This window comes from Methylocystis sp. (assembly GCF_051061285.1).
Taxonomy (GTDB): domain Bacteria; phylum Pseudomonadota; class Alphaproteobacteria; order Rhizobiales; family Beijerinckiaceae; genus Methylocystis.
Map to the genome: position 1 here is coordinate 256492 of NZ_JBPFEA010000024.1, position 26407 is coordinate 282898.

Genomic DNA, 26407 nt, shown 5'->3' on the forward strand with positions numbered 1-26407 from the left:
CGCATCGACGATATGTCGATCCTGCGGTAAGACGTTCCGAGAAACCTCAGGAAAACATGCAACGCTTCTTCATCGCTCTCGCCGCCTGTCTCGCCAGCGTCTTTCTCCTCGCCGCGCCGGCGCAGGCGGAAAAACTGCGTATCGCGCTGCAGAAGACCGGCACGCTCGGCTGGGAGCTTGCCGTCGCTAAGGCGTTCGGCCTCGATACGGAAGCCAAGCTCGACATCGACGCCACCGAGCTCGCCTCGACCGACGCCGGCAAGATCGCCATCCAGGGCGGCGGCGCCGACCTCATCATCTCCGATTGGCTATGGGTCGCCCGCCAGCGCGCGCAGGGCGCGAAGCTGACCTTCTACCCGCACTCATCGGCGATCGGCGCGGTGATGACCAAGAACCCCGCAATCAACAGCGTCAAGGACCTCGCCGGCAAGACGCTGGGCGTCGCCGGCGGGCCGCTCGACAAAAGCTGGCTGATGCTCAAGGCCTATGCGCTAAAGAACGGCGTCGATCTCGACAAGACCGCAACGGTGCTGTACGGCGCGCCGCCGCTCATCGCCGAAAAGGCGCTGCAGGGCGAGATCGACGCGGCGCTCGAATTCTGGAATTTCGCCGCCGACCTCGAAGCCCAAGGCTTCAGGCGCGCCGTCGAGCTCACCGACGTCGAAAAGGCGCTCGGCGCCAAGGGCGACGTCGTCGTCACCGGCTATGTCTTCGACGAAGATTTCGCGGCGAAGAACCAGGACGCGCTGGCGCGGTTCTTCTCGATGACGAAGAAAGCCAAGGAGCTGATCGCGTCATCCGACAGGGCCTGGGGCGCAGTCATCGCGCAGCGCCTCGGCGGCAGAGACGCCATGACAGTCGACGTCTACCGCAAGCGCTATGTCGCCGGCGCGCCGAAACGCTCGATCGCGCAGGAAGAGGCCGACGCCCGGACGCTCTATGGCGCGCTCGCCGCGCTCGGCGGCGCAAAGCTTGTCGGCCCCGGCAAAACGCTCGATCCCGGAACCTTCTACAAGGACGCCAAGGGCAAGCCGCGTTGATCCGCTTCATCTCGCTTGCGGCTCTGCTCCTGCTTTGGCAAGTCGGCGCGTCTCTGTCCGATCCGCGCCGACTTCCGGGGCCGGCGGCCGTTTTCGAGAAGATTTACGAAGAGGCGGTCTCCGGCGGGCTGTTCTTCAATCTCACGATCACGCTGGCGCGCGTCGTCGCCGCCTTCGCGCTCGCCATGAGTTTCGGGACGGCGATCGGCTATGTCATGGGTCGCAACAAGCTCGCCGACCGGCTGCTCGATCCCTGGCTCATCACGCTGCTCAATCTGCCGGCGCTGGTCGTCATCGTGCTCGCCTATGTCTGGGCGGGCCTCACGGAAGTCGCCGCGATCGGCGCCGTCGCGCTCAATAAGCTGCCCAACGCCATCGTCGTCGTGCGCGAAGGCGCGCGGGCGCTCGATCCGCATCTTGAGGACATGGCGCATGTCTTCCGCTTTTCGCCCGCCGCGCGTTTCAAGCATCTCATCCTGCCGCAGCTCGCGCCCTATCTTGCCGCGGCGACGCGCTCCGGCCTGTCGCTCGTCTGGAAGATCGTCCTCGTCGTGGAGCTGCTCGGGCGCTCCAACGGCGTCGGTTTTGAAATCAACATGGCCTTTCAGCTCTTTGACATGAAGCTTCTGCTTGCTTACGCGCTTCCCTTCGTCGCGCTGATGCTCGGCGTCGAAACTTTTCTGGTGCAGCCTCTTGAACGACACGTCTCGCGCTGGCGGCGCGGCGTCTCTCGACGTCTCGATCGCGTCTAAGGATTATCATTCCGCCAGCGGCAGCCCGCTTCGGTCGCTGGAAGATTTGCGGCTGACGCTGCCCGCGGGACAGGCGGGCGCGGTCGTCGGCCCTTCCGGCTGCGGCAAGACGACTCTGCTGCGGCTCATCGCCGGACTCGACAAGGACTACATCGGAACGATCGTCCTGCCCGAACACGGCCGGCTCGGCATGGTTTTCCAAGAGCCGCGATTGCTGCCCTGGCGCAGCGTCATCGACAATGTCCGCATCGCCGCGCCGCATGCGCGCGAAGACGACATCGCCGCGCTTCTCGACGAACTCGGGCTCGCCGAGCACGCATCGCATTTCCCGCGCGAACTCTCGCTGGGGCTCGCCCGGCGCGTCGCGCTTGCGCGCGCGCTCGCGGTCACGCCGGACCTGCTGCTGCTCGACGAGCCGCTTGTGTCGCTCGACGCGGCGCTGGCCAAGGATCTGCGCGAGATGATCGCAAGGCTCATCGACGAACGGCGCATCACCACGCTGATCGTGACGCATGATCTCGCCGAAGCGATCGCGCTCGCAGACAGGATCTTCCTTTTATCCCCGCGTCCGGCTCGCGTCGTCGCGACGCTCGATGTGCCGACGCCGCGAAGAGCGTTGGAGCGAGAGACGGCGGCGAAAATCGAGGCGCAGGCGCGGGCCATTTACCAGGGAAGCTCTTCGCCGCGATAGTCGAGATAGCGGCGCGTATCGGCGAGCGTCAACGACTCGGCGGTTCGAATGATACCCGCCACGCTGTCGCGCACGTCGAGCGGCGCGTTGGGCCCGCCCATGTCGGTGCGCACCCGACCCGGACTCAGCGCGACGACGACGACGCCTTCCGCCTTCAGATCGTCAGCGAGACATTGCGCGATCTTGTTCAACCCTGCTTTCGAGACGCGGTAGGCGACATTGACCGTCCCGTCGAGCGACATCGAGCCCAATCTGCTGGTCATCAACACGATGCGGGGATGGGCGCTCCGCTTCACCAGCGGCAGGAAGGCCTGAACGACGCGCAGCGGGCCGAGCGTATTGACCGAGAGAAGATCGAGCGCGCCTTCGAAATCCATGTCGGTGGAGGATTGGCGCTGCGGCCCATAGGCGCCGGCGTTGGCGATCAGCACGTCGATCGGATCGGAGACCTGCGCGGCGGCGGCCTCGATCTCGGCCTCATTGCGCACGTCGAACTGCAGGGGCGCCGCCTGCGGCGCTGCCGCTTTGAGCGCCGCCAGGCCCGTCGCGCTGCGCACGCTCGCGGTCACGCGCTCCCCTCGCGCCGAAAGCTGACGCGCAGTTTCAAGTCCGATGCCGCGGCTGGCGCCGACAATGAGCCAGTGAGACATGTCGCTGTTCTGGCGCGCCTCCCAATCCTCACCAATATAGAGCGAGCGAAGGCTTGGGGCAGGCGCCACAGCTCTGGTGAGTTCGTGCGACTTTTTGCGGAGTGCAGACCGATTTGGCGTTACCGGACTGAAAGGCGCGGCGCGCTTCTTGCGCCGCGTCGTTCAATCATTCCTCGGATTCCGGAGCCGTTACGCAGCCGGCGCCGCCGCCGACTCGATACGCGCGACGCCGTCGCGCACCGCCGCCTGCACCTTCTCGAAGGCGCGCACCTCGATCTGCCGCACGCGCTCACGCGACACGCCGAATTCCTCGGAGAGCGTTTCGAGCGTGAGAGGATCATCCGAAAGCCGCCGCGCCTCGAAGATACGCCGCTCGCGCGGATTGAGCACGTCAAGCGCGCCGCGTAGCGCCTTCAGGCGATTGTCGCTTTCTTCGTGGGCGACGAGCAGATGCTCCTGGTCGACGCTGTCGTCGACGAGCCAGTCCTGCCATTCGCCTTCGCCCTCCTCGCGCAAAGGCGTGTTGAGCGACGCGTCGCCGCCCATGCGGCGATTCATGTCGATGACGTCCTGCTTGGACACGCCAAGCCGATGCGCGATCTTTTCGACGTTCTCAGGCCTGAGGTCGCCTTCTTCGAAGGCGGAGATGCGGCTCTTAGCCTTGCGAAGGTTGAAGAAGAGCTTCTTCTGGCTCGCGGTGGTGCCCATTTTGACGAGCGACCAGGAGCGCAAAATATACTCTTGGATGGAGGCGCGAATCCACCACATTGCATAGGTCGCGAGGCGGAAGCCGCGCTCGGGCTCGAAGCGCTTGACGGCTTGCATGAGGCCGACATTGCCTTCGGAGACGATTTCCCCGATCGGCAGGCCGTAGCCGCGATAACCCATGGCGATCTTCGCCACGAGCCGCAGATGCGACGTGATCAGTTCCTGCGCGGCTTTCGCGTCTTCATGCTCGCGCCAGCGCTTGGCAAGCATATATTCCTGCTGCGGCTCCAACATTGGAAACCGCCTGATTTCAGATAGATAGCGGGCTAGGCCGTCTTCTGAGACGATTGGCAAGGCATTCGCCATAAGTCCCTCCTGGCGAACCCCCTGAGTATGGCGGGTCCGCAAAGCGCGGCCACGAAACGCCGGCCGCGATAGGGGGACATTATAGGGCGCCCCTAGAGGGCTGGAAAATGACAATTGCGTGAAGGGAGGCTAAAGCACGGATTAAGATTCAGCAATGTGAATGCCGCGCTCAAAAGAGCAGTCACGCCACTTTGGCGACTCGCACGGGCAATGAAATCGTCTCAAGTGTGGTGAGATCGAGTTTTTTCGAGGCGTGGTCGATATCGAGTCCGACCACGTCGCCAGACGCGTCAATATCCACGTTGAGGCCCGACACAACCTCTCGCGTCTCCGTTCCTGGGCCGGACTTCAATTCTATGTAGAGACTGTCGGTGTCAGGGTAGTAGTGCAGTTTCATTGGTCTTCTTTCCTAAAATCTCGGTCAAAAAAGGCGTTGTGCAGGTTTCGCCGTCCTCGAGCGTGACGACCCTCAATATACGCTCATTTCCGTCGCGTGTGTCGACCACCGATCCCCAATGACGAAGCCGACCATCTGGCTGGACCATTCGCTTTAGCGGTGACGCTATAACGGCCTTGCACATCGACTAACTAATATAGGGTCGCTTGCGCAGCACTTGTTCAGAAAAATAGCGCGTCGACTTCATCACGACGTCCATGTCAACGAATGGATTCGATGGCCATTTCGCCCGAATTCACTTCGACATTCCGCCCAGCACGCCGCGCAGAATTTGGCGCGCGATCTGCGTCCCGGCGGACCGCGCCGCCGATTGGATCGCGGCGCGCGCCGCAAGTTCCGCGGGCGACATGCGCTTCTTGTCGCCCTTGCCAAAAATGCCGCCCAATATGCGGCCGAGCGCGCCGAGCAGACCGCCGCCGGCGCCGCTTTCGGCCTCGCCCTTGGCGGCGCGCGCCTGCAGCATTTCGAAGGCGGATTCGCGATCCACCATCGTGTCGTATTTTCCCCCGAAGGCGCTCGCCGCCATGACGGCCTGCCGCTCCTGCGGCGATATCGGTCCAACGCGGGCGGACGGCGGCGCGATCAGCGTTCGTTCGACGACTTCCGGCGCTCCCTTGGCGTCGAGCATGGACACCAGCGCTTCGCCGACGCCAAGCTGCATGATCGCCTCGGCTTCCTCGAGGGCGCGATTGTCGCGAAACGTCTCGGCGGCGGCGCGCACCGCCTTCTGATCGCGGGGCGTGAATGCGCGCAGCACATGTTGGATACGGTTGCCGAGCTGGCCCAGAACCGTGTCCGGCACGTCGAGTGGATTTTGCGTGATGAAATAGACGCCGACGCCTTTCGAGCGGATGAGACGCACGACCTGCTCAATCGCGGACAGCAGCGCCTTCGGCGCGTCGTTGAACAGAAGATGCGCCTCGTCGAAGAAGAAGACGAGCTTCGGCTTGTCGAGATCGCCGACTTCCGGCAGGATTTCGTACAGCTCGGAAAGCATCCAAAGAAGGAAGGTCGCGTAGAGCCGCGGCGCGCGCATTAACTTGTCCGCGGCGAGAATATTGATAACCCCGCGTCCGTCCCGATCGACTCGCAGGAAATCCATGATGTCGAGCGCCGGTTCGCCGAAGAAATTTGCGCCGCCCTGCGTCTCCAGCACCAACAGCTGGCGCTGAATGGCGCCGACGCTCGCGGGCGCCACATTTCCGTATTTCTGCTTGTAGGCTACGGCGTTCTCCGCAACATGCGCGAGCATCGCCCGCAGATCCTTCAAGTCGAGCAGCAACATGCCCTGCTCGTCGGCCGCCTTGAAAACGATATTGAGAACGCCCTCTTGGACGTCGTTCAAATCGAGCAGGCGCGACAGAAGCAGCGGCCCCATTTCCGAAATGGAGGCGCGAACCGGGTGTCCCTGTTCGCCGAAGACATCCCAGAAGGCGACGGGAAACCGGTCAGGCGCGTAAGCAAGGCCAATCTCCTTGGCGCGCGCGACGAAGGCCGACTTGCCTTCGCCCGGCTGCGACAGTCCCGCGAGATCGCCTTTGACGTCGGCGAGAAAGACGCAGGTTCCGGCGTTCGAGAAGCCTTCGGCGAGCAGCTGCAGCGAAACGGTTTTGCCGCCGCCGGTTGCGCCCGCGATCAAGCCATGGCGATTGCCCAGCGCGAGCAGAAGATAGCGGTAAGCGTGCGGTTTCCCGTCCGTTACGCTTGCGCCGACGAGGATTTTGCCTGGAACGGCGCTCGGAGTTTCGCTCATGGTTAAAGCGCTTTCACAGTCAGGAATCGCAATTGCGCGAAGCTACACCATCGGCGCGGGACGCGCATGTCCGGCCCGTTCGGCGCCGCACAGGCGCCGACAGCGCTTGGCGAATGCAAAAGGGCGAGATAAGTTCCCGTCGGGAGAAGGTCCAATGAAGCTACGCTTGGCGATGATCGGCGTCATCGCCGCCGCCGGCGTCGCGCAGGCGGTCGGCGCAACGAAGCCGCGAACGGCGCCGGCGAAGCTGGCGCAAACCGTCGATCTGGAGAACCAGCGTCCCGTGCCGCTGAAAAGCTTCGAGATCGTCATGGCGGCAAAAGATAAGACCCCGGAAGCCATCGTCGGCAAGCTCGATAAGCCGCTGGCCGCGGGAGGCCGCATGCGGTTTCCGATCACCGGCGCCAGAGGTTGCCGCTTTGAGGCGCGTTGGGCGTTCGACGACGCGAAGGATTCAGGCGACGTGGACTTATGCAATGACGCCCATATAGTTTTCGCGGACTGATCCTATTCGTGGTCCGCTCAGCGGACCCGCTGCGGCGCGCGCCGCCCATGACAACAATCAGGAAACGCACGATGGCCAACGGATCGAAGGGTGGCGCAAAGGGAGTCAAGCGCGGCGCAAAGGGCGCACAAACCGCCAGCGGACCAGGTATTTCGAGGCCGCTGCTGATCGGCGTCGGCGCTGTCTTCGCGCTCATGTTCGGCGCCTTTGTCTACTTCACCAGCGGCAAGCCGACGACGTCGACGGAAACCATCGGCGGACCTTTTCAGCTCACCGCGCATACCGGGCAGCAGGTGACGGAGCAGGATTTCCTCGGACGTCCCTTCCTCGTCTTCTTCGGCTATACGCACTGTCCCGATATTTGTCACACCACGCTCTTCGAGATGTCGGAGATCTTGCGGGCGATGGGGCCGGATGCGAAAGTCGGCGCGCTGTTCGTCACCGTCGATCCGGAGCGAGACACGCCCGAGGCGCTCAAAGACTATCTCTCCAATTTCGATCCGCGCATCATCGGCGTCACCGGTCCGCGCGCGTCGCTAGATCCCGTATTGCGCGAATATCGCATTTTCTCTAAGCGTGCGCCCGGCAAGGACGAGGACTATTCCGTCGACCACACCACCGTCGTCTATCTGATGGACAAGAACGGCCGCTTTGTGAGCCCGTTCAACGTGGCGCGACGCCCTGCCGAAGCCGCGCGTGAACTTGAACGCCATCTGTAGCGCGCGCCGTCGCCTGCGTCGGAGTGCGCGCAAAAAAGCAACGCAAGGGAAATATTTCCATCAAGCCGCAATTTTGGAACTCGCGACTCATATGGCCTTTGCGCTAGCATGAGCGCCATGCTTCGACTCCTGCGCGAAGGACCGGCGCCAACTGGCGGCGCGTCGATTCTCACATTGGTCCACGCCGGCGAAACAATCCTCGTCGCTTTGCGTCGGTCACAGAATGCGCGGCGATTCACTTTGCGCGTGCGCTTCGCCGCACGCGACGCGGTGTTGACGATGCCGAAGCGGGCGTCATTGCGCGATGCGCGAGATTTCGCTCAGCGCCACGCCGCCTGGATCGCTTCGCGTCTCGACAGGCTTCCTGCAACCATTCCCTTCGCGCATGGTTCGGTCGCGCCTCTTCGCGGCGTCGATCATATGATCGCCCATCATCCAGACCGCCGCGGGGTCACCTGGATCGAGCCAAGAGACGACGCCGAGGCTCCCTTCGCGCTTTGCGTCGCCGGTCAGACCGAACATGTGCACCGCCGCGTTCAGGATTATTTGAAGCGGGAGGCGCGGCGCGACCTTGAGGAGGCGGTCGCCCGCCACACTGGCGCACTCAGTCTGCCGCCCCGCGGCGTCGGCCTGCGCGATCCGATCAGCCGATGGGGATCGTGTTCGGCCGCCGGCTCGCTGAGCTTTTCCTGGCGGCTGATCATGGCGCCGCCGTTCGTCCTCGATTACCTCGCCGCCCACGAGGTCGCGCATCTCGTGCATCTCGACCATTCGCCGCGATTTTGGAAGTTGACGCGGCGGCTTTGCGCCGACACGGATCGCGCCGAAGCTTGGCTCTCCGCCCATGGCGCGCACCTCCACAAATATGGAGCCAAGGCGCGATGATCGACCGCCGCGGCCTGCTCGGACTCGCCCTGCTCCTGACCCTCCCGCTGTCTCAAGCCGCGTCGGCGCTGGCCGAAGCGCCGCGCAAACGCCTGCTCGTTCTCGATTTCGAGCTGGTCGACACGTCAAACGAGCCTGTCGACCAAAGCGCCGAACATGCAAAAAGACTGGCGCGGGCGCGTGACGACATCGGCGCGGGACTCGCCGCGCGGCGCGTCTATGACGTCGTCGACCGCGCCCCCATCGCGGCGGATCTCGACGCGATCTTGAAACAAACCTACATTCGCACCTGCAACGGCTGCGAGTTGACGCTTGCCGGCAAGGTCGGCGCCGATCTCGTTCTGACGGGCGTCGTCAATAAGGTCAGCACGCTGATCCTCAGCATGGGCGTTTCAATCGCGCGCGTCTCGACGGGCGAACTGATCTATCATCAGGGGTTCGATTTTCGCGGCGATAATGATCAATCCTGGGCGCGCGCGACAAAGTTCTTCGTCGATCGCATCGCCCGCGATCCGCCGCATTGAGCGAAGGAGGCCTGTATGAGCCAGAGCGCTGGCTGTGAACCGACGGCGACGTCGCGCCCGCCCTGGTCCATGGTGGCGCAAGCCCGCACGCGCGGCGCCTTGCTTGACGCCCTCGTGCGTCGGGCGCAGGCGCTGCCGCCCATCCGCATGGGCGTCATCCACCCTTGCGACGCGCGCTCGGTCGAAGGCGCGATCGCCGCGCGCGACAAAGGGCTGATCGTCCCGACTCTCATCGGACCGCGGGCAAAAATCGAGGCGGCCGCGCGCGCGAGCGGCGTCTCGCTCGAAGGCGTCGAGATCGTCGACGCGCCACACAGCCACGCCGCCGCCGATCAGGCGGTGGAGCTCGTGCGTCGCGGCAGGCTGCACGCGCTGATGAAAGGCGCGCTGCACACGGACGAACTGATGACCGCGGTCATACGCGACGGCGCCGGACTGCGCACGGACCGGCGGATCAGCCATGTCTTTGTGATCGACGCGCCGTACTATCACAAGTTGCTGCTCGTCACCGACGCCGCGATCAACATTGCGCCGACGCTCGACGCCAAGCGCGACATCGTGCGCAACGCAGTCGATCTCGCGCATGCGATCGGCATCGAACGTCCCAAAGTGGCGCTGCTTTCGGCCGTCGAGACGGTCGAGGGGAAAATCCCGTCGACGATCGAGGCGGCGGCGCTCTGCAAGATGGCCGATCGCGGCCAGATCGCCGGGGCCGACCTCGATGGTCCTTTGGCCTTCGACAACGCCATCTCGCGCGAGGCGGCCGACGCCAAGCACATAGAGTCCGAGGTCGCCGGCGACGCCGACATTCTCGTCGCGCCCGATCTCGAGGCGGGCAATATTTTGGCCAAGCAGCTCGTGTTCCTCGGCGGCGCCGACACGGCGGGGCTGGTGCTCGGCGCACGGGTGCCGATCGTGTTGACCAGCCGCGCCGACGACGTCGATTCGCGCGTCGTCTCTTCGGCGCTGGCGCAGATTTTCACGCATCGGCCGCGCGCCGCGCCGTAGAGCGCGTGATCTGGCGTTCTCGACAGAACGCCCGTCGCGTGGCAGAACGCGACGCAAGAACTCCCGGCGCGAACGGCTCATTCTATGCCCTCATGCTGAGGAGGCTCCGTAGGAGCCGTCTCGAAGCACGAGGGCATAGGCTGCGCGCGCTGCGTCCTCGTCCTTCGAGACGCCCGCACCCAAGTCGGGCAAGCCCGGCTTGGGTGCGGGCTCCTCAGGATGAGGACGCAATGGCCTTCGCGAAAATCGAAACTGATATGACCGACCTCGCCAAACTCGAAGAAGATACGCTGCGCCAGATCGACGAGGCCGCCGACGAGGCGGCGCTCGAAGCCGTGCGCCTCGCCTCACTCGGCAAGAAGGGCGCGATTTCGGCGCTGCTCGCGACGCTCGGCAAAATGTCGCCCGAGGAGCGCAAGACCGAGGGCGCGAAGATCAACGCGCTGAAAGACAAGGCGGCCGAGGCGATCGTCGCGCGACGCGAGCAGCTTGCCGAAGCGGCTTTGGCGACGCGCCTTACGGCCGAGACGCTCGATATGACGCTGCCTGCGCCGGCGGGTCCGCTGCAACGCGGGCGCATCCACCCGATCTCGCAGGTGACGGACGAACTGTCGATCATCTTCGCCGACATGGGCTTCGCCGTCGCCGAGGGGCCGGACATCGAGAGCGACGACTATAATTTCACCAAGCTCAACTTCCCCGAAGGGCATCCCGCGCGGGAGATGCAGGACACGTTCTTTCTGACCGCCGAGTCAGGAGAGAAACGGCTGCTGCGCACCCATACGAGCCCGGTGCAGGTGCGCACCATGCTGTCGCAGACGCCGCCGGTCCGGGTCATCTGCCCTGGCCGAGTCTATCGCTGCGACTTCGACCAGACGCATACGCCGATGTTCCATCAGATCGAAGGACTCGTCATCGACGAGACGACGCATCTTGGGCATCTCAAATGGACGCTCGAAGAATTCTTAAGGAGCTTCTTCGAGGTCAAAGGGGTCAAGCTGCGCTTTCGTCCCTCCTTCTTCCCCTTCACCGAACCATCGATGGAGGTCGACGTTCAGTGCCGGCGCCAGGGCGGCGAAATCCGCTTCGGCGAGGGCGAAGACTGGATGGAGATTTTGGGCTGCGGCATGGTGCATCCCAATGTGCTCAGAAACTGCGGCATCGATCCCGACCGCTATCAGGGCTTCGCCTTCGGCGTCGGCGTCGACCGGCTGGCGATGCTGAAATATGGCATGTCGGATCTGCGCGCCTTCTTCGACGCCGATACGCGCTGGCTGGAGCACTATGGATTCAGGCCGCTCGACTTCCCGACGCTTGCGGGCGGATTGAGCGGCTAACGACAATCTCTCCCGCGTCATGGCCGGGCTTGTCCCGGCCATCCACGTAACGCCGAACAGTAATAGAGACACGAAACCAGAATGGCGCCGCTCACTTTCATTATTCCGCAGCCTCACGGCGTGGATGCCCGCGACAAGCGCGGGCATGACGCGCCCTTGGCGCCGGCGCTCGACAACTTCAAAGTTCTCAACAAATGAAATTCACCCTCTCCTGGCTCAAGGAACATCTCGACACGTCGGCTTCGCTCCGCGAGATCGTCGAGACGCTGACGCGCATCGGCCTCGAGGTCGAATATGTGCACGACCCCGCCGCGCAGCTGAAAGATTTCACCATCGCGCGCGTGATCGAGGCGACGCCGCATCCGAACGCCGACCGTTTGCGGGTTTGCATGGTCGACACCGGCGCCGGCGCGCCGGTGCAGGTGGTCTGCGGCGCGCCGAACGCCCGCACCGGCATGAAGAGCGTCTTTTCGGCGCCTGGAACATACATTCCCAGCAAGAAGATCACGCTCGGCAAGGGCGTCATTCGCGGCGTCGAGTCGCTCGGCATGCTGTGCTCTTCCGCCGAACTCGAACTTTCCAACGACCATGAGGGGATCATCGATCTGCCCGAGGACGCGCCGGTCGGCGCCGTCTATGCGCAATGGGCCGGGCTCGACGATCCGATCATCGAGATCAATCTGACGCCCAACCGTCCGGACGCCGCCGGCGTCTACGGCATTGCGCGCGACCTCGCCGCGGCCGAGCTCGGCGTCCTCAAGAACAAGGACATTCTGCCGGTCGAAGGCAAGTTCCCCTGCCCCATCGGCGTGACGTTAGACTTCGCGCAAGAGGACAAGCATCTCGCGCCCTTCTTCGGCCTGCGGCTGGTGCGCGGCGTCAAGAACGGACCGAGCCCCGCCTGGCTGCAGGCGAGGTTGCGCGAAATCGGCCTTCGTCCGATCAACGCGCTGGTCGACATCACCAACTTCCTCACCTTCGATCGCGCGCGGCCGCTGCACGTCTTCGACGCGAAAAAGGTGAAGGGCGATCTCGTCGTGCGCCGCGCCAAGATGGGCGAGACGCTGCTCGCCCTCGACGGACGGAGCTATGAGCTCGACGAGAGCATGGTCGTCATCTGCGACGACAACGGGCCGGAATCGCTTGCGGGCGTCATGGGCGGCGAGGCCTCAGGCTGCGATGACTCGACGACCGACGTGCTGATCGAAACGGCGCTCTGGGACCCGATGAATATCGCGCACACCGGCCGCAAGCTCGGCATTGTCACAGACGCGCGCTACCGGTTCGAGCGCGGCGTCGATCCCGCCTTTGCGCTGGCGGGGATCGAACTCGCGACGCAGCTCGTGCTGGAATTTTGCGGCGGCGAGCCGTCGGAGCTCACGCTCGCCGGATCGGTTCCACGCGAGCCGCGCGTCATCGGTTTTCCTTGGAGTGAGATCAACCGGCTGGCTGGGATCGATGTCGCGCCCGCGCGGGCGACGGTCATCCTCCAGCGCCTCGGCTTTACCGTCGAGAAAGCCGGCGACGACGAGGCGCGCATCACCGTCCCCACATGGCGCCCGGACATCGAGGGCAAGGCCGACATTGTCGAGGAAGTCGTGCGCCTGATCGGCGTCGACAATGTGCCCTCGACGCCGCTGCCGCGCGCCGAGGGCGTCGCGCCGCCGGTGCTGACCATGATGCAGAAGCGCGCCCGCAACGCCCGCCGCGCGCTCGCCGGCCAGGGACTTGTCGAAGCGGTGACGTGGTCCTTCGTCTCCAAGGAGCAGGCGGAGGCGTTCGGCGGCGGCAAGCCGTCGCTGGCGCTCGCCAATCCGATCGCCGCCGATCTTTCCGACATGCGGCCGAGCCTGCTGCCGGGCCTCGTCGCGGCCGCCGGCCGCAACGCCGCGCGGGGGCTTGGCGATCAAAACCTGTTCGAAGTCGGCCAGATCTTCTTCGACGCCGCCGAGACCGGCCAGCGCCTCGCGGCGGCGGGCGTGCGGCGCGGACTGGCGGGCGCCGGGCGACACTGGTCAGCGCCGGCGCGCGGAACCGGCGCCTTCGACGCCAAGGCCGACGCCATGTCGCTGCTGAATGCGCTCGGCGTCGCCGCCGGCGGCTTGCAGATCGTTTCCGGCGGTCCGGCGTGGTTTCATCCCGGCCGCTCGGCGACGCTGCAATTCGGGCCGAAGACGATCGTCGGCCATTTCGGCGAATTGCATCCGCGGGCGCTGAAAATCATGGATGTCGAGGGGCCGGTGGCGGCTTTCGAGATCATTCTCGACGCGCTCCCCGCGCCCAAGGCGAAGCCGACGAAGATCAAGCCGAAGCTGGATATTTCGGATCTTCAGCCGGTTTCGCGCGATTTCGCCTTCATCGTCGATCGCACGGCGGCGGCCGGCGATCTGGTGAAGGCGGCGCAGGGCGCCGACCGGACCCTGATCGCCGATATCGCCGTCTTCGACGTCTATGAGGGCAAGGGCGTCCCCGAAGGCAAAAAATCGATCGGACTCGCCGTCACGCTGCAGCCGCGCGAAAAGACCCTGACCGACGCGGAGATCGAAGCGGTGGCGCAGAAGATCGTGGCGGAGGCGCAAAAGAAATGCGGCGCGACGCTGAGAGGATGAGCGGCCGTCATCTCCAGCGACATGAAGCCGTCGAGAGCCGTGAAGCGGCCCCTGGATGGCTTTTTCGCGAAGCCCCTCGCGGCGGCTTGTCCTTGGCGATTGCGGCATTCCTTGCTGTCCTCGCCACCCCGGCGCTCGCCGCGCCGCGAAGCATCGACGATTGCGAAGCGATCAAGGAAGCGGACGCCTACAACCGCTGCCTCGCCTCCTTCGGACCGATGCGCGGCCAGCATGGAGCGACCTATCCCGGCGTCGCCAGCGAGGGCGCCCACGGAGGGAAAGCTTCGGGCCGCAGCGCCTCCCGCCCGCCGTCTCGCTCCGGACGCGCCGAGCTTTCGCGCGGGCGCGGCGGCCGCGTGCGGATGGAGTTCACGCCGGGGCGGCGGTAACGCCGCTGAACTGGGCGAGAAACATCGTTTTCCCCCTTGGCAAACCGCTCCACTCCCCTTAAATAGACGATCCGGGGCTGGCCAATCGACCTGCGGCCCCGTTTTCAGTTTTGAGCTTCCGCCTCGACTCAAGTCCCTACAGGACAAAGGAAAAGGCGGTGGATAGGCCGGCGGACCCGGGGGTTCTCCCTCGTGTCCCGTCCGGCCATGTCCTGTCCGAGACTGCCGGCGCACGCAAGGGGTTTCAACCCTGTAGCGGCTCAATCGGCCCAAGAGAAGGCGGAGCGATCCGTCGTCTTGAAGGCGGCCTGCACAGACGGGGAAACCGGAATTTTAGAGGCCGCAAGCGGGCTCCCCGCGAGCGTCCTTCGAATTTGGTTCGCGCCCCTTCAACCGCCGCGGCGTTGCGCCGTGACGGGGACAGGATCTACGGCGTCGCTCGCCTCAAGCGAGCGGCATGTCGCAACCGGCGGGATTTCCCGCCAGTAGAGAGAGCAACCGTGGACAGAGCGGAGAAAAAGGAAGCGGTCGCGGCGTTGCGCGAAGTCTTTTCGAAGACCGGCGTCGTCGTCGTCGCTCACTACTCCGGCCTGACCGTGGCCCAGCTGCAAAACCTGCGCAAGCAGGCCCGCAATGCTGGCGCGACGGTCCAGGTCGCGAAGAACCGCCTCGCCAAGATCGCTCTCGATGGCGCCGACGTCGCCTCTATCGCGCCCCTGCTGAAGGGGCCGACCCTGATCGCCTATTCGGACGATCCGGTGGCGGCGCCGAAAGTCGCCGTGGCCTTCGCTAAGGACAACAACAAGTTTGTCATCCTCGGCGGCGCCATGGGCAAGACTGCTCTGAATCCGGACAGCGTCAAGTCGCTTGCGACGATGCCGTCCCTCGACGAACTGCGCGCCAAGCTCGTGGGCCTCATCCAGGCGCCCGCGACCAAGATCGCCCAGCTCTCGACCGCGCCAGCCGCCAAGCTCGCGCGCGTCTTCGGAGCCTACGCCAATCGAGACGCGGCCTAAGAGGCCGAGAACCAGACAAACCAAATTCAAAGGACGCAACAAATGGCAAATCTCGAAAAGATCGTCGAAGACCTTTCGGCGCTGACCGTCCTCGAGGCGGCTGAACTCGCGAAGCTCCTTGAAGAGAAGTGGGGCGTTTCCGCCGCCGCCGCCGTCGCCGTCGCCGCCGCTCCGGGCGCCGCCGCCGCCGCGCCGGTCGCGGAGGAGAAGACCGAGTTCAATGTGATCCTGGCCGCGACTGGCGAGAAGAAGATCGAGGTCATCAAGGAGGTCCGCGCGATCACCGGCCTCGGCCTGAAGGAAGCCAAGGATCTGGTCGAAGGCGCGCCCAAGCCCATCAAGGAAGGCGTGGGCAAGGACGAGGCCGAGAAGATCAAGGCCGCTCTCGAAAAGGTCGGCGCCAAGATCGAACTCAAGTAATTGCCGCCGCCTCTGGCGGCGTCGTAATCGTCGCAGCCCCGGCGCGCCGGGGCTGCGGCCAATGAAAAAAGAAGGCGCTCACGGACGCGGGACTCACGCCGCAATGACGAGCGCTTGACGGGCAAGGACCTCTCGCAGCGGGACGGTCGGCTCAACGAAGAAAGAGGCTCGAAAAGCGACATGGCTCAGACGTCGGCGAGAAAGTTCACCGGTCGCAAGCGCATCCGCAAATTCTTCGGACATATCCGCGAAGCGGCGGAAATGCCGAATCTGATCGAGGTCCAAAAGGCCTCCTACGATCAGTTCCTCCTTGTCGACGAGCCCAAAGGCGGCCGTCCTGACGAGGGGTTGCAGTCCGTCTTCAAGTCCGTCTTTCCGATCTCCGACTTCTCGCAGGTCTCCCTGCTCGAATTCGTGCGCTACGAGTTCGAACAGCCCAAATATGACGTCGACGAGTGCCGCCAGCGCGGCATGACCTACGCTGCGCCGCTCAAGGTGACGCTGCGCCTCATCGTGTTCGACGTCGATCCCGATACGCAGGCGAAGTCGGTCAAGGACATCAAGGAGCAGGACGTCTACATGGGCGACATGCCCTTCATGACGTCGAACGGCACCTTCGTCGTCAACGGCACCGAGCGCGTCATCGTCTCGCAGATGCATCGCTCGCCGGGCGTGTTCTTCGACCACGACAAGGGCAAGAGCCATTCTTCGGGCAAGCTGCTGTTCGCCGCCCGCATCATTCCCTATCGCGGATCCTGGCTCGACATCGAGTTCGACGCCAAGGACATCGTCTATGCGCGCATCGATCGCCGCCGCAAGATTCCGGTGACGTCGCTCCTGTTCGCGCTCGGCCTCGACGGCGAAGAGATTCTGTCGACGTTCTACAAGACGATTCTATACACGCAGGACGGCGAGAACTGGCGCATGCCGTTCGACGCCGAGCGCATCAAAGGCGTGAAGGCCGTCGCCGACATGGTCGACGCCGACACCGGCCAGGTGATTCTTGAAGCCGGCAAGAAGCTCGCCGTGCGCGCCGCGCGCCAACTCGCCGAGAAGGGCGTGAAGGCGATTCGCGTCGCGCCCGAAGAGCTCTACGGCCAATATCTCGCGCAGGACCTCTTCGACCCCGCCACCGGCGAGATCTTCGCCGAAGCGGGCGACGAGATCACTGTGAAAACGTTGCCGTTGCTGATGGAAAAGGGCTTCGACGAGCTGCCGGTGCTCGACATCGACCACATCAATATCGGCCCGTATATCCGCAATACGCTCGCCGTCGACAAGAACTCGATCCGCGAAGAGGCGCTGTTCGACATCTACCGCGTCATGCGCCCGGGCGAGCCGCCGACGATGGACACGGCGGAAAACATGTTCCACTCGCTGTTCTTCGATCCCGAGCGCTATGATCTCTCGGCCGTCGGCCGCGTGAAGATGAACATGCGCCTCGATCTCGACGCGCCGGACACGACGCGGACGCTGCGTCGCGAAGACATCCTCGCGGTCGTCAAGGCGCTCGTCGATCTGCGCGATGGTCGCGGCGAAATCGACGACATCGACCATCTCGGCAACCGCCGGGTGCGCTCGGTCGGCGAGCTGATGGAGAATCAGTATCGCCTCGGCCTGCTGCGCATGGAGCGCGCCATCAAGGAGCGCATGTCGTCGGTCGATATCGACACGGTCATGCCGCAGGACCTGATCAACGCCAAGCCGGCTGCGGCGGCCGTGCGCGAATTCTTCGGGTCGTCGCAGCTGTCGCAGTTCATGGATCAGACCAATCCGCTGTCGGAGATCACGCATAAGCGTCGTCTCTCGGCGCTTGGCCCGGGCGGACTGACCCGTGAAAGAGCGGGCTTCGAGGTGCGCGACGTGCACCCGACGCATTACGGCCGCATCTGTCCGATCGAGACGCCGGAAGGTCCGAACATCGGCCTGATCAATTCGCTCGCGACCTTCGCCCGCGTCAACAAATACGGCTTCATCGAAGCGCCGTATCGCCGCGTGCGCGACAGCAAGGTGACCGGCGAAGTCGCCTATCTGTCGGCGATGGAGGAGGCGAAATATCACGTCGCTCAGGCGAACGCGCAAGTCGACAAGGACGGCAATCTGACGGAAGACCTCGTGCTCTGCCGTCACGCCGGCGACGTCATGCTCGTGCCGCGCGAGAAAGTCGACGCGATGGACGTGTCGCCCAAGCAGCTCGTGTCGGTGGCCGCGGCGCTCATTCCGTTCCTTGAGAACGATGACGCCAACCGCGCGCTGATGGGTTCGAACATGCAGCGTCAGGCCGTGCCGCTCGTCAAGGCCGACGCGCCGCTCGTCGGCACCGGCATGGAGGCGATCGTGGCGCGCGACTCCGGCGCCGCCATCTCGGCGCGCCGCACCGGCGTGGTCGATCAGATCGACGCGACCCGTATCGTCATCCGCGCGACCGAAGAACTTGATCCGGGCAAGCCCGGCGTCGACATCTATCGGCTGATGAAGTTCCAGCGCTCGAACCAGTCGACCTGCATCAACCAGAAGCCGCTCGTTCGCGTCGGCGATCTTGTGGTGAAGGGCGACATCATCGCCGACGGTCCGTCGACCGACCTTGGCGATCTGGCGCTCGGGCGCAATGTGCTCGTCGCCTTCATGCCTTGGAACGGCTACAACTTCGAGGACTCGATCCTCCTCAACGAGCGCATCGTCAAGGACGACGTGTTCACCTCCATTCACATCGATGAATTCGAGGTGATGGCGCGCGACACGAAGCTCGGTCCGGAAGAAATCACCCGCGATATTCCCAACGTCTCGGAAGAGACGCTGAAAAATCTCGACGAGGCGGGGATCGTCTATATCGGCGCCGAAGTGCAGGCGGGCGACATCCTCGTCGGCAAGATCACGCCCAAGGGCGAAAGCCCGATGACGCCGGAGGAGAAGCTGCTGCGCGCCATCTTTGGCGAAAAGGCCTCCGACGTGCGCGACACGTCGCTGCGCGTGCCGCCGGGCGTCCAGGGAACGATCGTCGAGGTGCGCGTCTTCAACCGCCACGGCGTTGAGAAGGACGAGCGCGCCCAGGCGATCGAACGCGAGGAGATCGAGCGTCTGGCCAAGGACCGCGACGACGAACTCGCGATCCTGGACCGCAACGTCTATACGCGTCTCTGTGAAACGCTGATCGGCAAGGTCGGCATCGCCGGCCCGAAGTCGTTCAGGAAGGGCGAGAAGCTGACTCAGGCGATCCTCGACGAATATCCCCGCTCGCAGTGGTGGACCTTCGTCGTCGAGGACGACGCGCTGATGGCGTCGATTGAAGCCGTGCGCAAGCAATATGACGAGTCGAAGAAGGGGCTTGAGAACCGCTTCCTCGACAAGGTCGAGAAACTGCAGCGCGGCGACGAACTGCCGCCCGGCGTGATGAAGATGGTCAAGGTCTTCGTCGCGGTGAAGCGCAAGATCCAGCCCGGCGACAAAATGGCCGGCCGTCACGGCAATAAGGGCGTCGTTTCGCGCATCGTGCCGCAGGAAGACATGCCGTTCCTCGAGGACGGCACGCCTGTCGACATCGTGCTCAATCCGCTCGGCGTGCCGAGCCGGATGAACGTCGGACAGATTCTCGAGACGCATCTCGGCTGGGCCTGCGCCGGTCTCGGCAAGCAGGTCGGCCAGGCCGTCGACGCTTACTATCGCAGCAGAGACAGCAAGCCTTTGCGCAAAGCGTTGACGGAAATCTACGGCGACGATCCGGAACTCGCCTCGCTCAGCGAGACGAGTCTTGTGGAAGTCGGCAAGGATTTGAAGCGCGGGGTTCCGATCGCGACGCCGGTGTTCGACGGCGCGCGCGAGAAGGACATCGTCGAAATGCTGGAGAAGGCGGGACTGGCCTCGTCAGGTCAGGTGAGGCTCTTCGACGGACGCACCGGCGAGACCTTCGACCGCAAGGTGACCGTCGGCTACATCTATATGCTGAAGCTGCACCATCTCGTCGACGATAAGATCCACGCGCGCTCCATCGGCCCCTACTCGCTGGTCACCCAGCAGCCGCTGGGCGGCAAGGCGCAGTTCGGCGGACAGCGCTTCGGCGAAATGGAGGTCTGGGCGCTCGAAGCCTATGGCGCCGCGTATACGCTGCAGGAGATGCTGACCGTGAAGTCGGACGACGTCGCCGGCCGCACCAAGGTCTATGAGTCGATCGTGCGCGGCGACGACACCTTCGAATCAGGCATTCCGGAGAGCTTTAACGTGCTCATCAAGGAGATGCGCTCGCTGGCGCTGAACGTCGAACTGACCAACGCGGAGCCGGAAGAAGAAGAAGCGCCGCCGACGGCGGTCGAGGCGGCGGAGTAATCGCATCGCGAAGCGCGCCCCTTCTCCCGCTTGCGGGAGAAGGTGTCAGGCGAAGCCTGACGGATGAGGGCTGGCGCCGCTTCTTGAAGATCGAATCGCCCTCACCCGACCCCGCTTCGCGGGGCCACCCTCTCCCGTGAACGGGAGAGGGAAGCGCAAATGGATTTAGACCGGCGGAGCGTACGACCGCTTCCATCCCGGTCCAGGAGAAGACCATGAATCAGCAAGAGGTCATGAATCTCTTCAATCCGGTCGTGGCGACGCAGGCCTTCGACCAGATTCAGATTTCGATCGCCAGCCCGGAGAAGATCCTTTCCTGGTCTTACGGCGAGATCAAAAAGCCCGAGACGATCAACTACCGCACGTTCAAGCCCGAGCGCGACGGACTGTTCTGCGCGCGCATCTTCGGTCCGATCAAGGACTATGAGTGCCTGTGCGGCAAATATAAGCGGATGAAATACAAGGGCGTCATTTGCGAGAAGTGCGGCGTCGAGGTCACCCTCGCGCGCGTGCGGCGTGACCGCATGGGCCACATCTCGCTCGCCGCGCCCGTCGCCCACATCTGGTTTCTGAAGTCGCTGCCCTCGCGCATCGGCCTCTTGCTCGACATGACGCTCAAGGATCTTGAGCGAATCCTCTATTTCGAGTCCTACATCGTCCTCGACGCGGGCCTGACGCCGCTCAAAGAGCGTCAGTTGCTGTCGGAAGACGAATATATGCGCGCGCAAGACGAATATGGCCAAGACACGTTCACGGCCATGATCGGCGCGGAAGCGATCCGCAAACTTCTTGAGTCGATGGACCTGGAAGCGATCGCCGCGTCGCTGCGCATCGAGATCTCCGAAGCGAAGACCGAGCTCAAGCCCAAGAAGCTGGCCAAGCGCCTCAAGATCATCGAGGCTTTCCTGCAGTCGGGCAACCGCCCCGAATGGATGATCCTCAAGGAAGTTCCGGTCATTCCGCCGGATTTGCGTCCGCTCGTGCCGCTGGACGGCGGCCGCTTCGCGACCTCGGATCTGAACGATCTCTACCGCCGCGTGATCAACCGCAACAATCGTCTGAAGCGGCTGATCGAATTGCGCGCGCCGGACATCATCATCCGTAACGAGAAGCGCATGTTGCAGGAGGCCGTCGACGCGCTGTTCGACAACGGCCGCCGCGGACGCGTGATCACGGGCGCCAACAAGCGTCCGTTGAAGTCGCTCGCCGACATGCTGAAGGGCAAGCAGGGCCGCTTCCGTCAGAACCTGCTCGGCAAGCGCGTCGATTATTCCGGCCGCTCGGTGATCGTCGTCGGTCCGGAGCTGAAGCTGCATCAGTGCGGCCTGCCCAAGAAAATGGCGCTCGAGCTGTTCAAGCCGTTCATCTATTCGCGCCTCGACGCCAAGGGCTATTCAGCGACCGTCAAGCAGGCGAAGAAGCTCGTCGAAAAGGAAAAGCCGGAAGTCTGGGACATCCTCGACGAGGTCATTCGCGAGCATCCGGTGCTGCTGAATCGCGCGCCCACTCTGCATCGTCTCGGCATTCAGGCGTTCGAGCCCGTGCTGATCGAGGGCAAGGCGATTCAGCTGCATCCGCTCGTCTGCGCCGCCTTCAACGCCGACTTCGACGGCGACCAGATGGCCGTGCATGTGCCGCTGTCGCTCGAAGCGCAGCTCGAAGCGCGCGTGCTGATGATGTCAACGAACAACATCTTGCACCCGGCCAATGGTCAACCGATCATCGTGCCGTCGCAGGATATCGTTCTCGGCCTTTATTATCTCACGCTTGAGCGCGACGGCGAACCCGGACAGGGGATGGCCTTCGCGAGCCAGGGCGAGATCGAGCACGCGATCGCCGCGAAGGCGGTCACGCTTCACACCAAGATCAAGGGCCGCGCCTGGACCTATGATGAGAAGGGCAAGCGCGTGTCGAAGATTTTCGACACGACGCCCGGCCGCATGATGCTCGGCCAGCTCATGCCCAGGCACGACAAGATTCCCTTTGACGTCGTCAACAGACTGATGACCAAGAAGGAAATCTCAAACATGATCGACACCGTCTACCGCAACTGCGGTCAGAAGGAGACAGTCATCTTCTGCGATCGCATCATGTCGCTTGGCTTCCGCGAAGCCTTCAAGGCGGGAATCTCCTTCGGCAAGGACGACATGGTCGTGCCGGAAAACAAGGAGGCGATCGTCTCCGAGACGCGCGCGGCGGCCAAGGAATATGAGCAGCAATATAACGACGGCCTGATCACCCAGGGCGAAAAATACAATAAGGTCGTCGACGCCTGGATGAAGTGCACGGACAAGCTCGCCGAGGAGATGATGCAGCGCATCTCGTCGGTCAGCAAAGACGAGCACGGCCGCGACGTGCCGATCAACTCGATCTATATGATGTCGCATTCCGGCGCGCGCGGCTCGCCGCAGCAGATGAAGCAGCTCGCGGCGATGCGCGGACTGATGGCCAAGCCCTCGGGCGAGATCATCGAGAGCCCGATCATCTCGAACTTCAAGGAAGGCCTCACCGTCCTTGAATACTTCAACTCTACGCATGGCGCCCGCAAGGGTCTCGCCGACACGGCGTTGAAGACCGCGAACTCGGGCTATCTCACGCGCCGCCTCGTTGACGTCGCGCAGGATTCCATCATCTCGTCGACCGACTGCGGCTCCCAGAACGGCATCCGCATGCGCGCGATCATCGACGCGGGACAGGTCGTCGCCTCGCTGACGTCGCGCATCCTCGGCCGCACCGCGGCGGAGCCTCTGATGTCGCAGGACGGCAAGACCGTGATCGTGCCGGCCGGCGAGATGATCCAGGAGCAGCATATCGACGCGATCAACGCCGCCGGCATTCAGGAGGTGAAGATCCGCTCGGTCCTGACCTGCGAGGCCAAGAATGGCGTCTGCGGCAAGTGCTATGGACGCGATCTGGCGCGCGGCACCCCCGTCAATATGGGCGAAGCCGTCGGCGTCATCGCGGCGCAGTCGATCGGGGAGCCGGGCACGCAGCTCACCATGCGCACCTTCCATATCGGCGGCGCGGCGCAGCTGGCTGACCAGTCGTTCATCGAGTCGAACTTCGAGGGCAAGGTGCATGTGCGCAACCGCCATCTCGCCCGCAACTCGGACGGCGACCTCATCGTCATGGCGCGTAACGTCGCCATCGTGATCCTCGGCCCGAACGGCGAGGAGCGGGCGGTGAACCGCCTCCTCTACGGCGCCAAAATGAAGGTCGACGAGGGCGACAAGGTGAAGCGCGGCCAGCGACTGGCCGAGTGGGACCCTTACACGCGTCCGATCCTCAGCGAAGTCGACGGCGTCATCGGCTTCGAGGAACTCGTCGAAGGGCAATCGATGTCGGAGACGGTCGACGAATCGACCGGCATCACCAAGCGCATGGTCATGGACTACCGCCTCAACCTGCGTTCGGCGAGCCTGAAGCCCTCGATCCTCATCAAGGGCGCCGACGGCAAGATCGTCAAGCTGGCCCGTGGCGGCGACGCTCGCTACTTGCTGCCCGTCGACTCGATCATTGCCGTCGAACCCGGCGGCACGGTGAAGGCCGGCGACATTGTCGCGCGTATTTCGGTGGAGAGCGCCAAGACCCGCGACATCACCGGCGGTCTGCCGCGCGTCGCGGAGCTTTTCGAGGCGCGCCGTCCGAAAGATCACGCGATCATCGCGGAAATCTCCGGCACGGTGGCCTTCGGCAAGGACTACAAGAACAAGCAGCGCATCACCATCACGCCGACCGAGGAAGGCGCGGATCCGGTCGAATATCTGATCCCGAAGGGCAAGCATATCCATCTTCAGGACGGCGACGTCGTCGAGAAGGGCGATTACATCGTCGACGGCAATCCGGCGCCGCATGACATTCTTGCGATCAAGGGCGTGGAGGAGCTTGCGGCTTACCTCGTCAACGAGATCCAGGAGGTCTACCGGCTGCAGGGCGTCAACATCAACGACAAGCACATCGAAGTGATCGTGCGTCAGATGTTGCAGAAGATCGACATCGTCGATCCGGGCGACACCGGCTTCCTCGAAGGCGAGCAAGTCGACAAGCTGGAGCTCGAGGAGGCGAACGTCAAGGCGCTCGAGAATGGCGGCAAGCCTGCGTCGGGCACGCCGGTGCTTCTCGGCATCACCAAGGCCTCGCTGCAGACGCGCTCCTTCTTCTCGGCCGCCTCCTTCCAGGAGACGACCCGCGTCCTCACCGAGGCCGCCGTCAACGGCAAGATCGACCCGCTCGTCGGCCTCAAGGAGAACGTCATCGTTGGCCGGCTCATTCCGGCCGGCACCGGGGCTGCGATGTCCAAGTTCCGCGCCGTCGCGGGCGGGCGCGACGAACTCATCATCGAGCAGCGCGGCGCCGAAGCGGCCGAGCCTGCGCCGGCGCTGCCGCCGGCGGAATGAGATCGCGCAACACGCTAATACCGAAAAGGCCGCCCTCGCCGGGCGGCCTTTTTTGTTGGACGGACTGGGGCGAACATTGCGAGTCCCCCGCCCTGCGACCGCTCCATCCCTTCCGATCGGGCGGCCGAGGACATAGATTGCTGTCCATGTCCTCCCTGCTGTCCTCCTCTTCGTCCTTCCCCGCTCGCGCCGCGCGCGCGCTGATATTCGTCTACCGGGTCACATTCTCGGCCTTCGCGGGACGCTTCTGCCGCTATGCGCCGACCTGCTCCGAATACGCCGACGAAGCCATCGCGACCCATGGCTTATGGGCCGGAGGCTGGATGGGGTTCGCGCGGATCTGCCGCTGCCGTCCGGGCGGCGGCGCGGGGTTCGACCCCGTGCCCGAGACACTGCGCGCCGACGCAAGCCCGCTCACGCCCTGGCGCTATGGCGTCTGGCGGCAGCGCTTGGTCTGCGAAGCCGTCGAGCCCCAAGACCAGCCGAGCCCCGAGACAAGATGAACGCCGGGCGCCCTTAATTGAGCACGACGACTTTCGTCCCGACCTTAACGCGACTGTAGAGATCGACGACGTCCTTGTTGGTCATGCGGATGCAGCCCGATGACACGGCGGCGCCGATCGTGTCCGGCTCGTTGGAGCCATGAATGCGATATTGGCTCGAGCCGAGGTAGAGCGCGCGCGCGCCAAGCGGATTTTCCATGCCGCCGGCCATATGGCGCGGCAAATCCGGTCTGCGCTTGAGCATCTGCGGCGGAGGACTCCAGTCCGGCCACTCGCGCTTGCGCGAAATCGTTTTCACGCCGGACCAGGTGAAGCCCATTCGGCCGACGCCGACGCCATATTCAATCGCGCGTCCATCTCCGAGCACGTAATAGAGCCGACGGTCCTTGGTCGAGATGACGACCGTGCCGCGTTTGAATTGCGAATGGCGCCAATAGACGGCCTGCCGCGGTATCGCCTGCTCGCGAAATACATTGAGGAAGTCGGCGAGCGGTCCGCGATTGATCGGGCTGTCGAACGCCTGCGCCGGGGCCGCCGAGAGAAGCGCGGCAAAAAGGATCGATCCGCTGTTTTGGCGCATGGTTGATCTCCCAAAAGCCGCGGACCGAGCTTTTTGGGCGATTATGGCTGTTTTCAGGTCGCCGATGTCGACGACATAGATCCGATAGACTCCGTTCGGCTGCTCAGATCGTCGCGTTCGACGCGCCCCCGGCCTTCTTGGCGCACCGGTTGAGGATTTCGATCACTTCATCATCGCTGATCTGCCGAAAATCCCGGTAGAAAAAGCCTATCGCGCCGAACGCACGATGCGTCTCAAGACAGACAATCTCGTCGACTTCGGCGCTAAGAGACTCCAGCGTATCTGGAGGCGCGACCGGCACGGCCAGCACAAGCTTCTGCGGCGCACGCGCGCGGACGGCGCGCAGAGCCGCGCGCGTCGTCGCGCCGGTGGCGACGCCGTCATCGACGACAATGGCGACGCGCCCTTTCGCCTCCGGTCGCTCGCGGCGGCCAAGATAGAGCTGCCGGCGCCGCTCGATCTCCTCAAGCTCGCGCGCGCACACGCTCTCAAACTCTTGTTCGCTCACATCCGCCATGGCGATCACGTCCTCATTGCGCACGATCACCGGAGCGCCGCCATCCGCCACGGCGCCCATCGCCAGCTCCGGCTGGAAGGGCACGCCAATTTTCCTGACGAGCACGAGATCGAGAGGCGCCTTCAGCAAAACCGCGATCGGCTCGGCGACGGGCGCGCCGCCGCGTGGCAGGGCGAAGACGACAACATCCTCGCCCTTGAATTTCTCCAGCTCGGCGGCAAGGCGACGTCCCGCGTCGGTTCGGTCGTAAAAGGACATGGC

At 64.1% G+C, this 26407-nt stretch carries 22 protein-coding genes; 16 read left to right on the top strand and 6 right to left on the bottom strand.

What is annotated here, in order from left to right; genetic code table 11:
• The first annotated feature begins 56 nt into the window (after positions 1 to 56).
• Genes ACR65T_RS08900 through ACR65T_RS08910 form a run of 3 tightly spaced genes read left to right on the top strand, consistent with a single transcriptional unit; the run spans position 57 to position 2483 of the window.
• Complete coding sequence (locus tag ACR65T_RS08900; RefSeq protein ID WP_434496144.1) at positions 57 to 1040, top strand: ABC transporter substrate-binding protein; 984 nt, start codon at positions 57 to 59, stop codon at positions 1038 to 1040.
• On the top strand, positions 1037 to 1792 hold the full coding sequence (locus ACR65T_RS08905) for an ABC transporter permease (protein ID WP_434496145.1): 756 nt from the start codon (positions 1037 to 1039) through the stop codon (positions 1790 to 1792). Before ACR65T_RS08900 ends, ACR65T_RS08905 begins: the two co-directional genes overlap by 4 nt.
• Positions 1734 to 2483 (top strand): ABC transporter ATP-binding protein, encoded by a 750-nt coding sequence (locus tag ACR65T_RS08910; RefSeq protein WP_434496146.1) that lies wholly within the window; start codon positions 1734 to 1736, stop codon positions 2481 to 2483. Before ACR65T_RS08905 ends, ACR65T_RS08910 begins: the two co-directional genes overlap by 59 nt.
• Here ACR65T_RS08910 and ACR65T_RS08915 read toward each other — a convergent pair.
• The 4 genes from ACR65T_RS08915 to ACR65T_RS08930 form a co-directional block, all read right to left on the bottom strand.
• A complete protein-coding gene (locus ACR65T_RS08915) occupies positions 2456 to 3133 on the bottom strand; it encodes an SDR family oxidoreductase (protein ID WP_434496147.1) in 678 nt (225 codons plus the stop codon). The two genes, ACR65T_RS08910 and ACR65T_RS08915, sit on opposite strands and share 28 nt — an antisense overlap.
• A gap of 189 nt (positions 3134 to 3322) precedes the next feature.
• On the bottom strand, positions 3323 to 4207 hold the full coding sequence (gene rpoH / locus ACR65T_RS08920; RefSeq protein WP_434496148.1) for an RNA polymerase sigma factor RpoH: 885 nt from the start codon (positions 4205 to 4207) through the stop codon (positions 3323 to 3325).
• Positions 4208 to 4388: 181 nt separating this feature from the next.
• A complete protein-coding gene (locus ACR65T_RS08925) occupies positions 4389 to 4604 on the bottom strand; it encodes a DUF2283 domain-containing protein (protein ID WP_109026124.1) in 216 nt (71 codons plus the stop codon).
• Between the two features lie 295 nt (positions 4605 to 4899).
• A complete protein-coding gene (locus ACR65T_RS08930; RefSeq protein WP_434496149.1) occupies positions 4900 to 6417 on the bottom strand; it encodes a helicase HerA-like domain-containing protein in 1518 nt (505 codons plus the stop codon).
• A gap of 154 nt (positions 6418 to 6571) precedes the next feature.
• On the opposite strand from ACR65T_RS08930, the gene ACR65T_RS08935 reads away from it, so the two are divergent.
• From ACR65T_RS08935 to yidD, 13 genes are all read left to right on the top strand, one after another.
• Positions 6572 to 6922: a hypothetical protein gene (locus tag ACR65T_RS08935; protein ID WP_434496150.1), complete on the top strand. Its 351-nt coding sequence runs from the start codon at positions 6572 to 6574 to the stop codon at positions 6920 to 6922.
• A 71-nt stretch (positions 6923 to 6993) separates the two neighbouring features.
• Positions 6994 to 7641: an SCO family protein gene (locus ACR65T_RS08940; RefSeq protein WP_434496151.1), complete on the top strand. Its 648-nt coding sequence runs from the start codon at positions 6994 to 6996 to the stop codon at positions 7639 to 7641.
• Positions 7642 to 7758: 117 nt separating this feature from the next.
• Positions 7759 to 8526 (top strand): M48 family metallopeptidase, encoded by a 768-nt coding sequence (locus ACR65T_RS08945; protein ID WP_434496192.1) that lies wholly within the window; start codon positions 7759 to 7761, stop codon positions 8524 to 8526.
• Positions 8523 to 9050, top strand: a complete 528-nt coding sequence (locus tag ACR65T_RS08950) for a DUF3280 domain-containing protein (RefSeq protein ID WP_434496152.1) — start codon at positions 8523 to 8525, stop codon at positions 9048 to 9050. Before ACR65T_RS08945 ends, ACR65T_RS08950 begins: the two co-directional genes overlap by 4 nt.
• Before the next feature lie 15 nt (positions 9051 to 9065).
• Positions 9066 to 10058: a bifunctional enoyl-CoA hydratase/phosphate acetyltransferase gene (locus ACR65T_RS08955; RefSeq protein ID WP_434496153.1), complete on the top strand. Its 993-nt coding sequence runs from the start codon at positions 9066 to 9068 to the stop codon at positions 10056 to 10058.
• Positions 10059 to 10315: 257 nt separating this feature from the next.
• Positions 10316 to 11395, top strand: a complete 1080-nt coding sequence (pheS, locus tag ACR65T_RS08960) for a phenylalanine--tRNA ligase subunit alpha (RefSeq protein ID WP_434496193.1) — start codon at positions 10316 to 10318, stop codon at positions 11393 to 11395.
• A gap of 194 nt (positions 11396 to 11589) precedes the next feature.
• Entirely contained in the window at positions 11590 to 14004 is a 2415-nt protein-coding gene (pheT, locus tag ACR65T_RS08965; RefSeq protein WP_434496154.1) for a phenylalanine--tRNA ligase subunit beta, read from the top strand.
• Between the two features lie 92 nt (positions 14005 to 14096).
• Positions 14097 to 14393: a hypothetical protein gene (locus ACR65T_RS08970; protein ID WP_434496155.1), complete on the top strand. Its 297-nt coding sequence runs from the start codon at positions 14097 to 14099 to the stop codon at positions 14391 to 14393.
• A 500-nt stretch (positions 14394 to 14893) separates the two neighbouring features.
• Complete coding sequence (gene rplJ / locus ACR65T_RS08975; RefSeq protein ID WP_018407366.1) at positions 14894 to 15409, top strand: 50S ribosomal protein L10; 516 nt, start codon at positions 14894 to 14896, stop codon at positions 15407 to 15409.
• Between the two features lie 42 nt (positions 15410 to 15451).
• Positions 15452 to 15829, top strand: a complete 378-nt coding sequence (gene rplL / locus ACR65T_RS08980; RefSeq protein WP_196401499.1) for a 50S ribosomal protein L7/L12 — start codon at positions 15452 to 15454, stop codon at positions 15827 to 15829.
• A gap of 180 nt (positions 15830 to 16009) precedes the next feature.
• Positions 16010 to 20149, top strand: a complete 4140-nt coding sequence (gene rpoB / locus ACR65T_RS08985; RefSeq protein ID WP_434496156.1) for a DNA-directed RNA polymerase subunit beta — start codon at positions 16010 to 16012, stop codon at positions 20147 to 20149.
• Between the two features lie 215 nt (positions 20150 to 20364).
• The gene (rpoC, locus tag ACR65T_RS08990) at positions 20365 to 24546 is read left to right on the top strand and encodes a DNA-directed RNA polymerase subunit beta' (RefSeq protein WP_434496157.1); all 4182 of its coding nucleotides are present in this window, start codon (positions 20365 to 20367) and stop codon (positions 24544 to 24546) included.
• 146 nt (positions 24547 to 24692) lie between these two features.
• On the top strand, positions 24693 to 25049 hold the full coding sequence (yidD, locus tag ACR65T_RS08995) for a membrane protein insertion efficiency factor YidD (protein WP_434496158.1): 357 nt from the start codon (positions 24693 to 24695) through the stop codon (positions 25047 to 25049).
• 13 nt (positions 25050 to 25062) lie between these two features.
• On the opposite strand, the gene ACR65T_RS09000 is transcribed toward yidD, so the two are convergent.
• The gene (locus ACR65T_RS09000; RefSeq protein ID WP_434496159.1) at positions 25063 to 25629 is read right to left on the bottom strand and encodes a L,D-transpeptidase; all 567 of its coding nucleotides are present in this window, start codon (positions 25627 to 25629) and stop codon (positions 25063 to 25065) included.
• A 103-nt stretch (positions 25630 to 25732) separates the two neighbouring features.
• A complete protein-coding gene (locus ACR65T_RS09005) occupies positions 25733 to 26404 on the bottom strand; it encodes a phosphoribosyltransferase (protein ID WP_434496160.1) in 672 nt (223 codons plus the stop codon).
• Positions 26405 to 26407 lie beyond the last annotated feature (3 nt).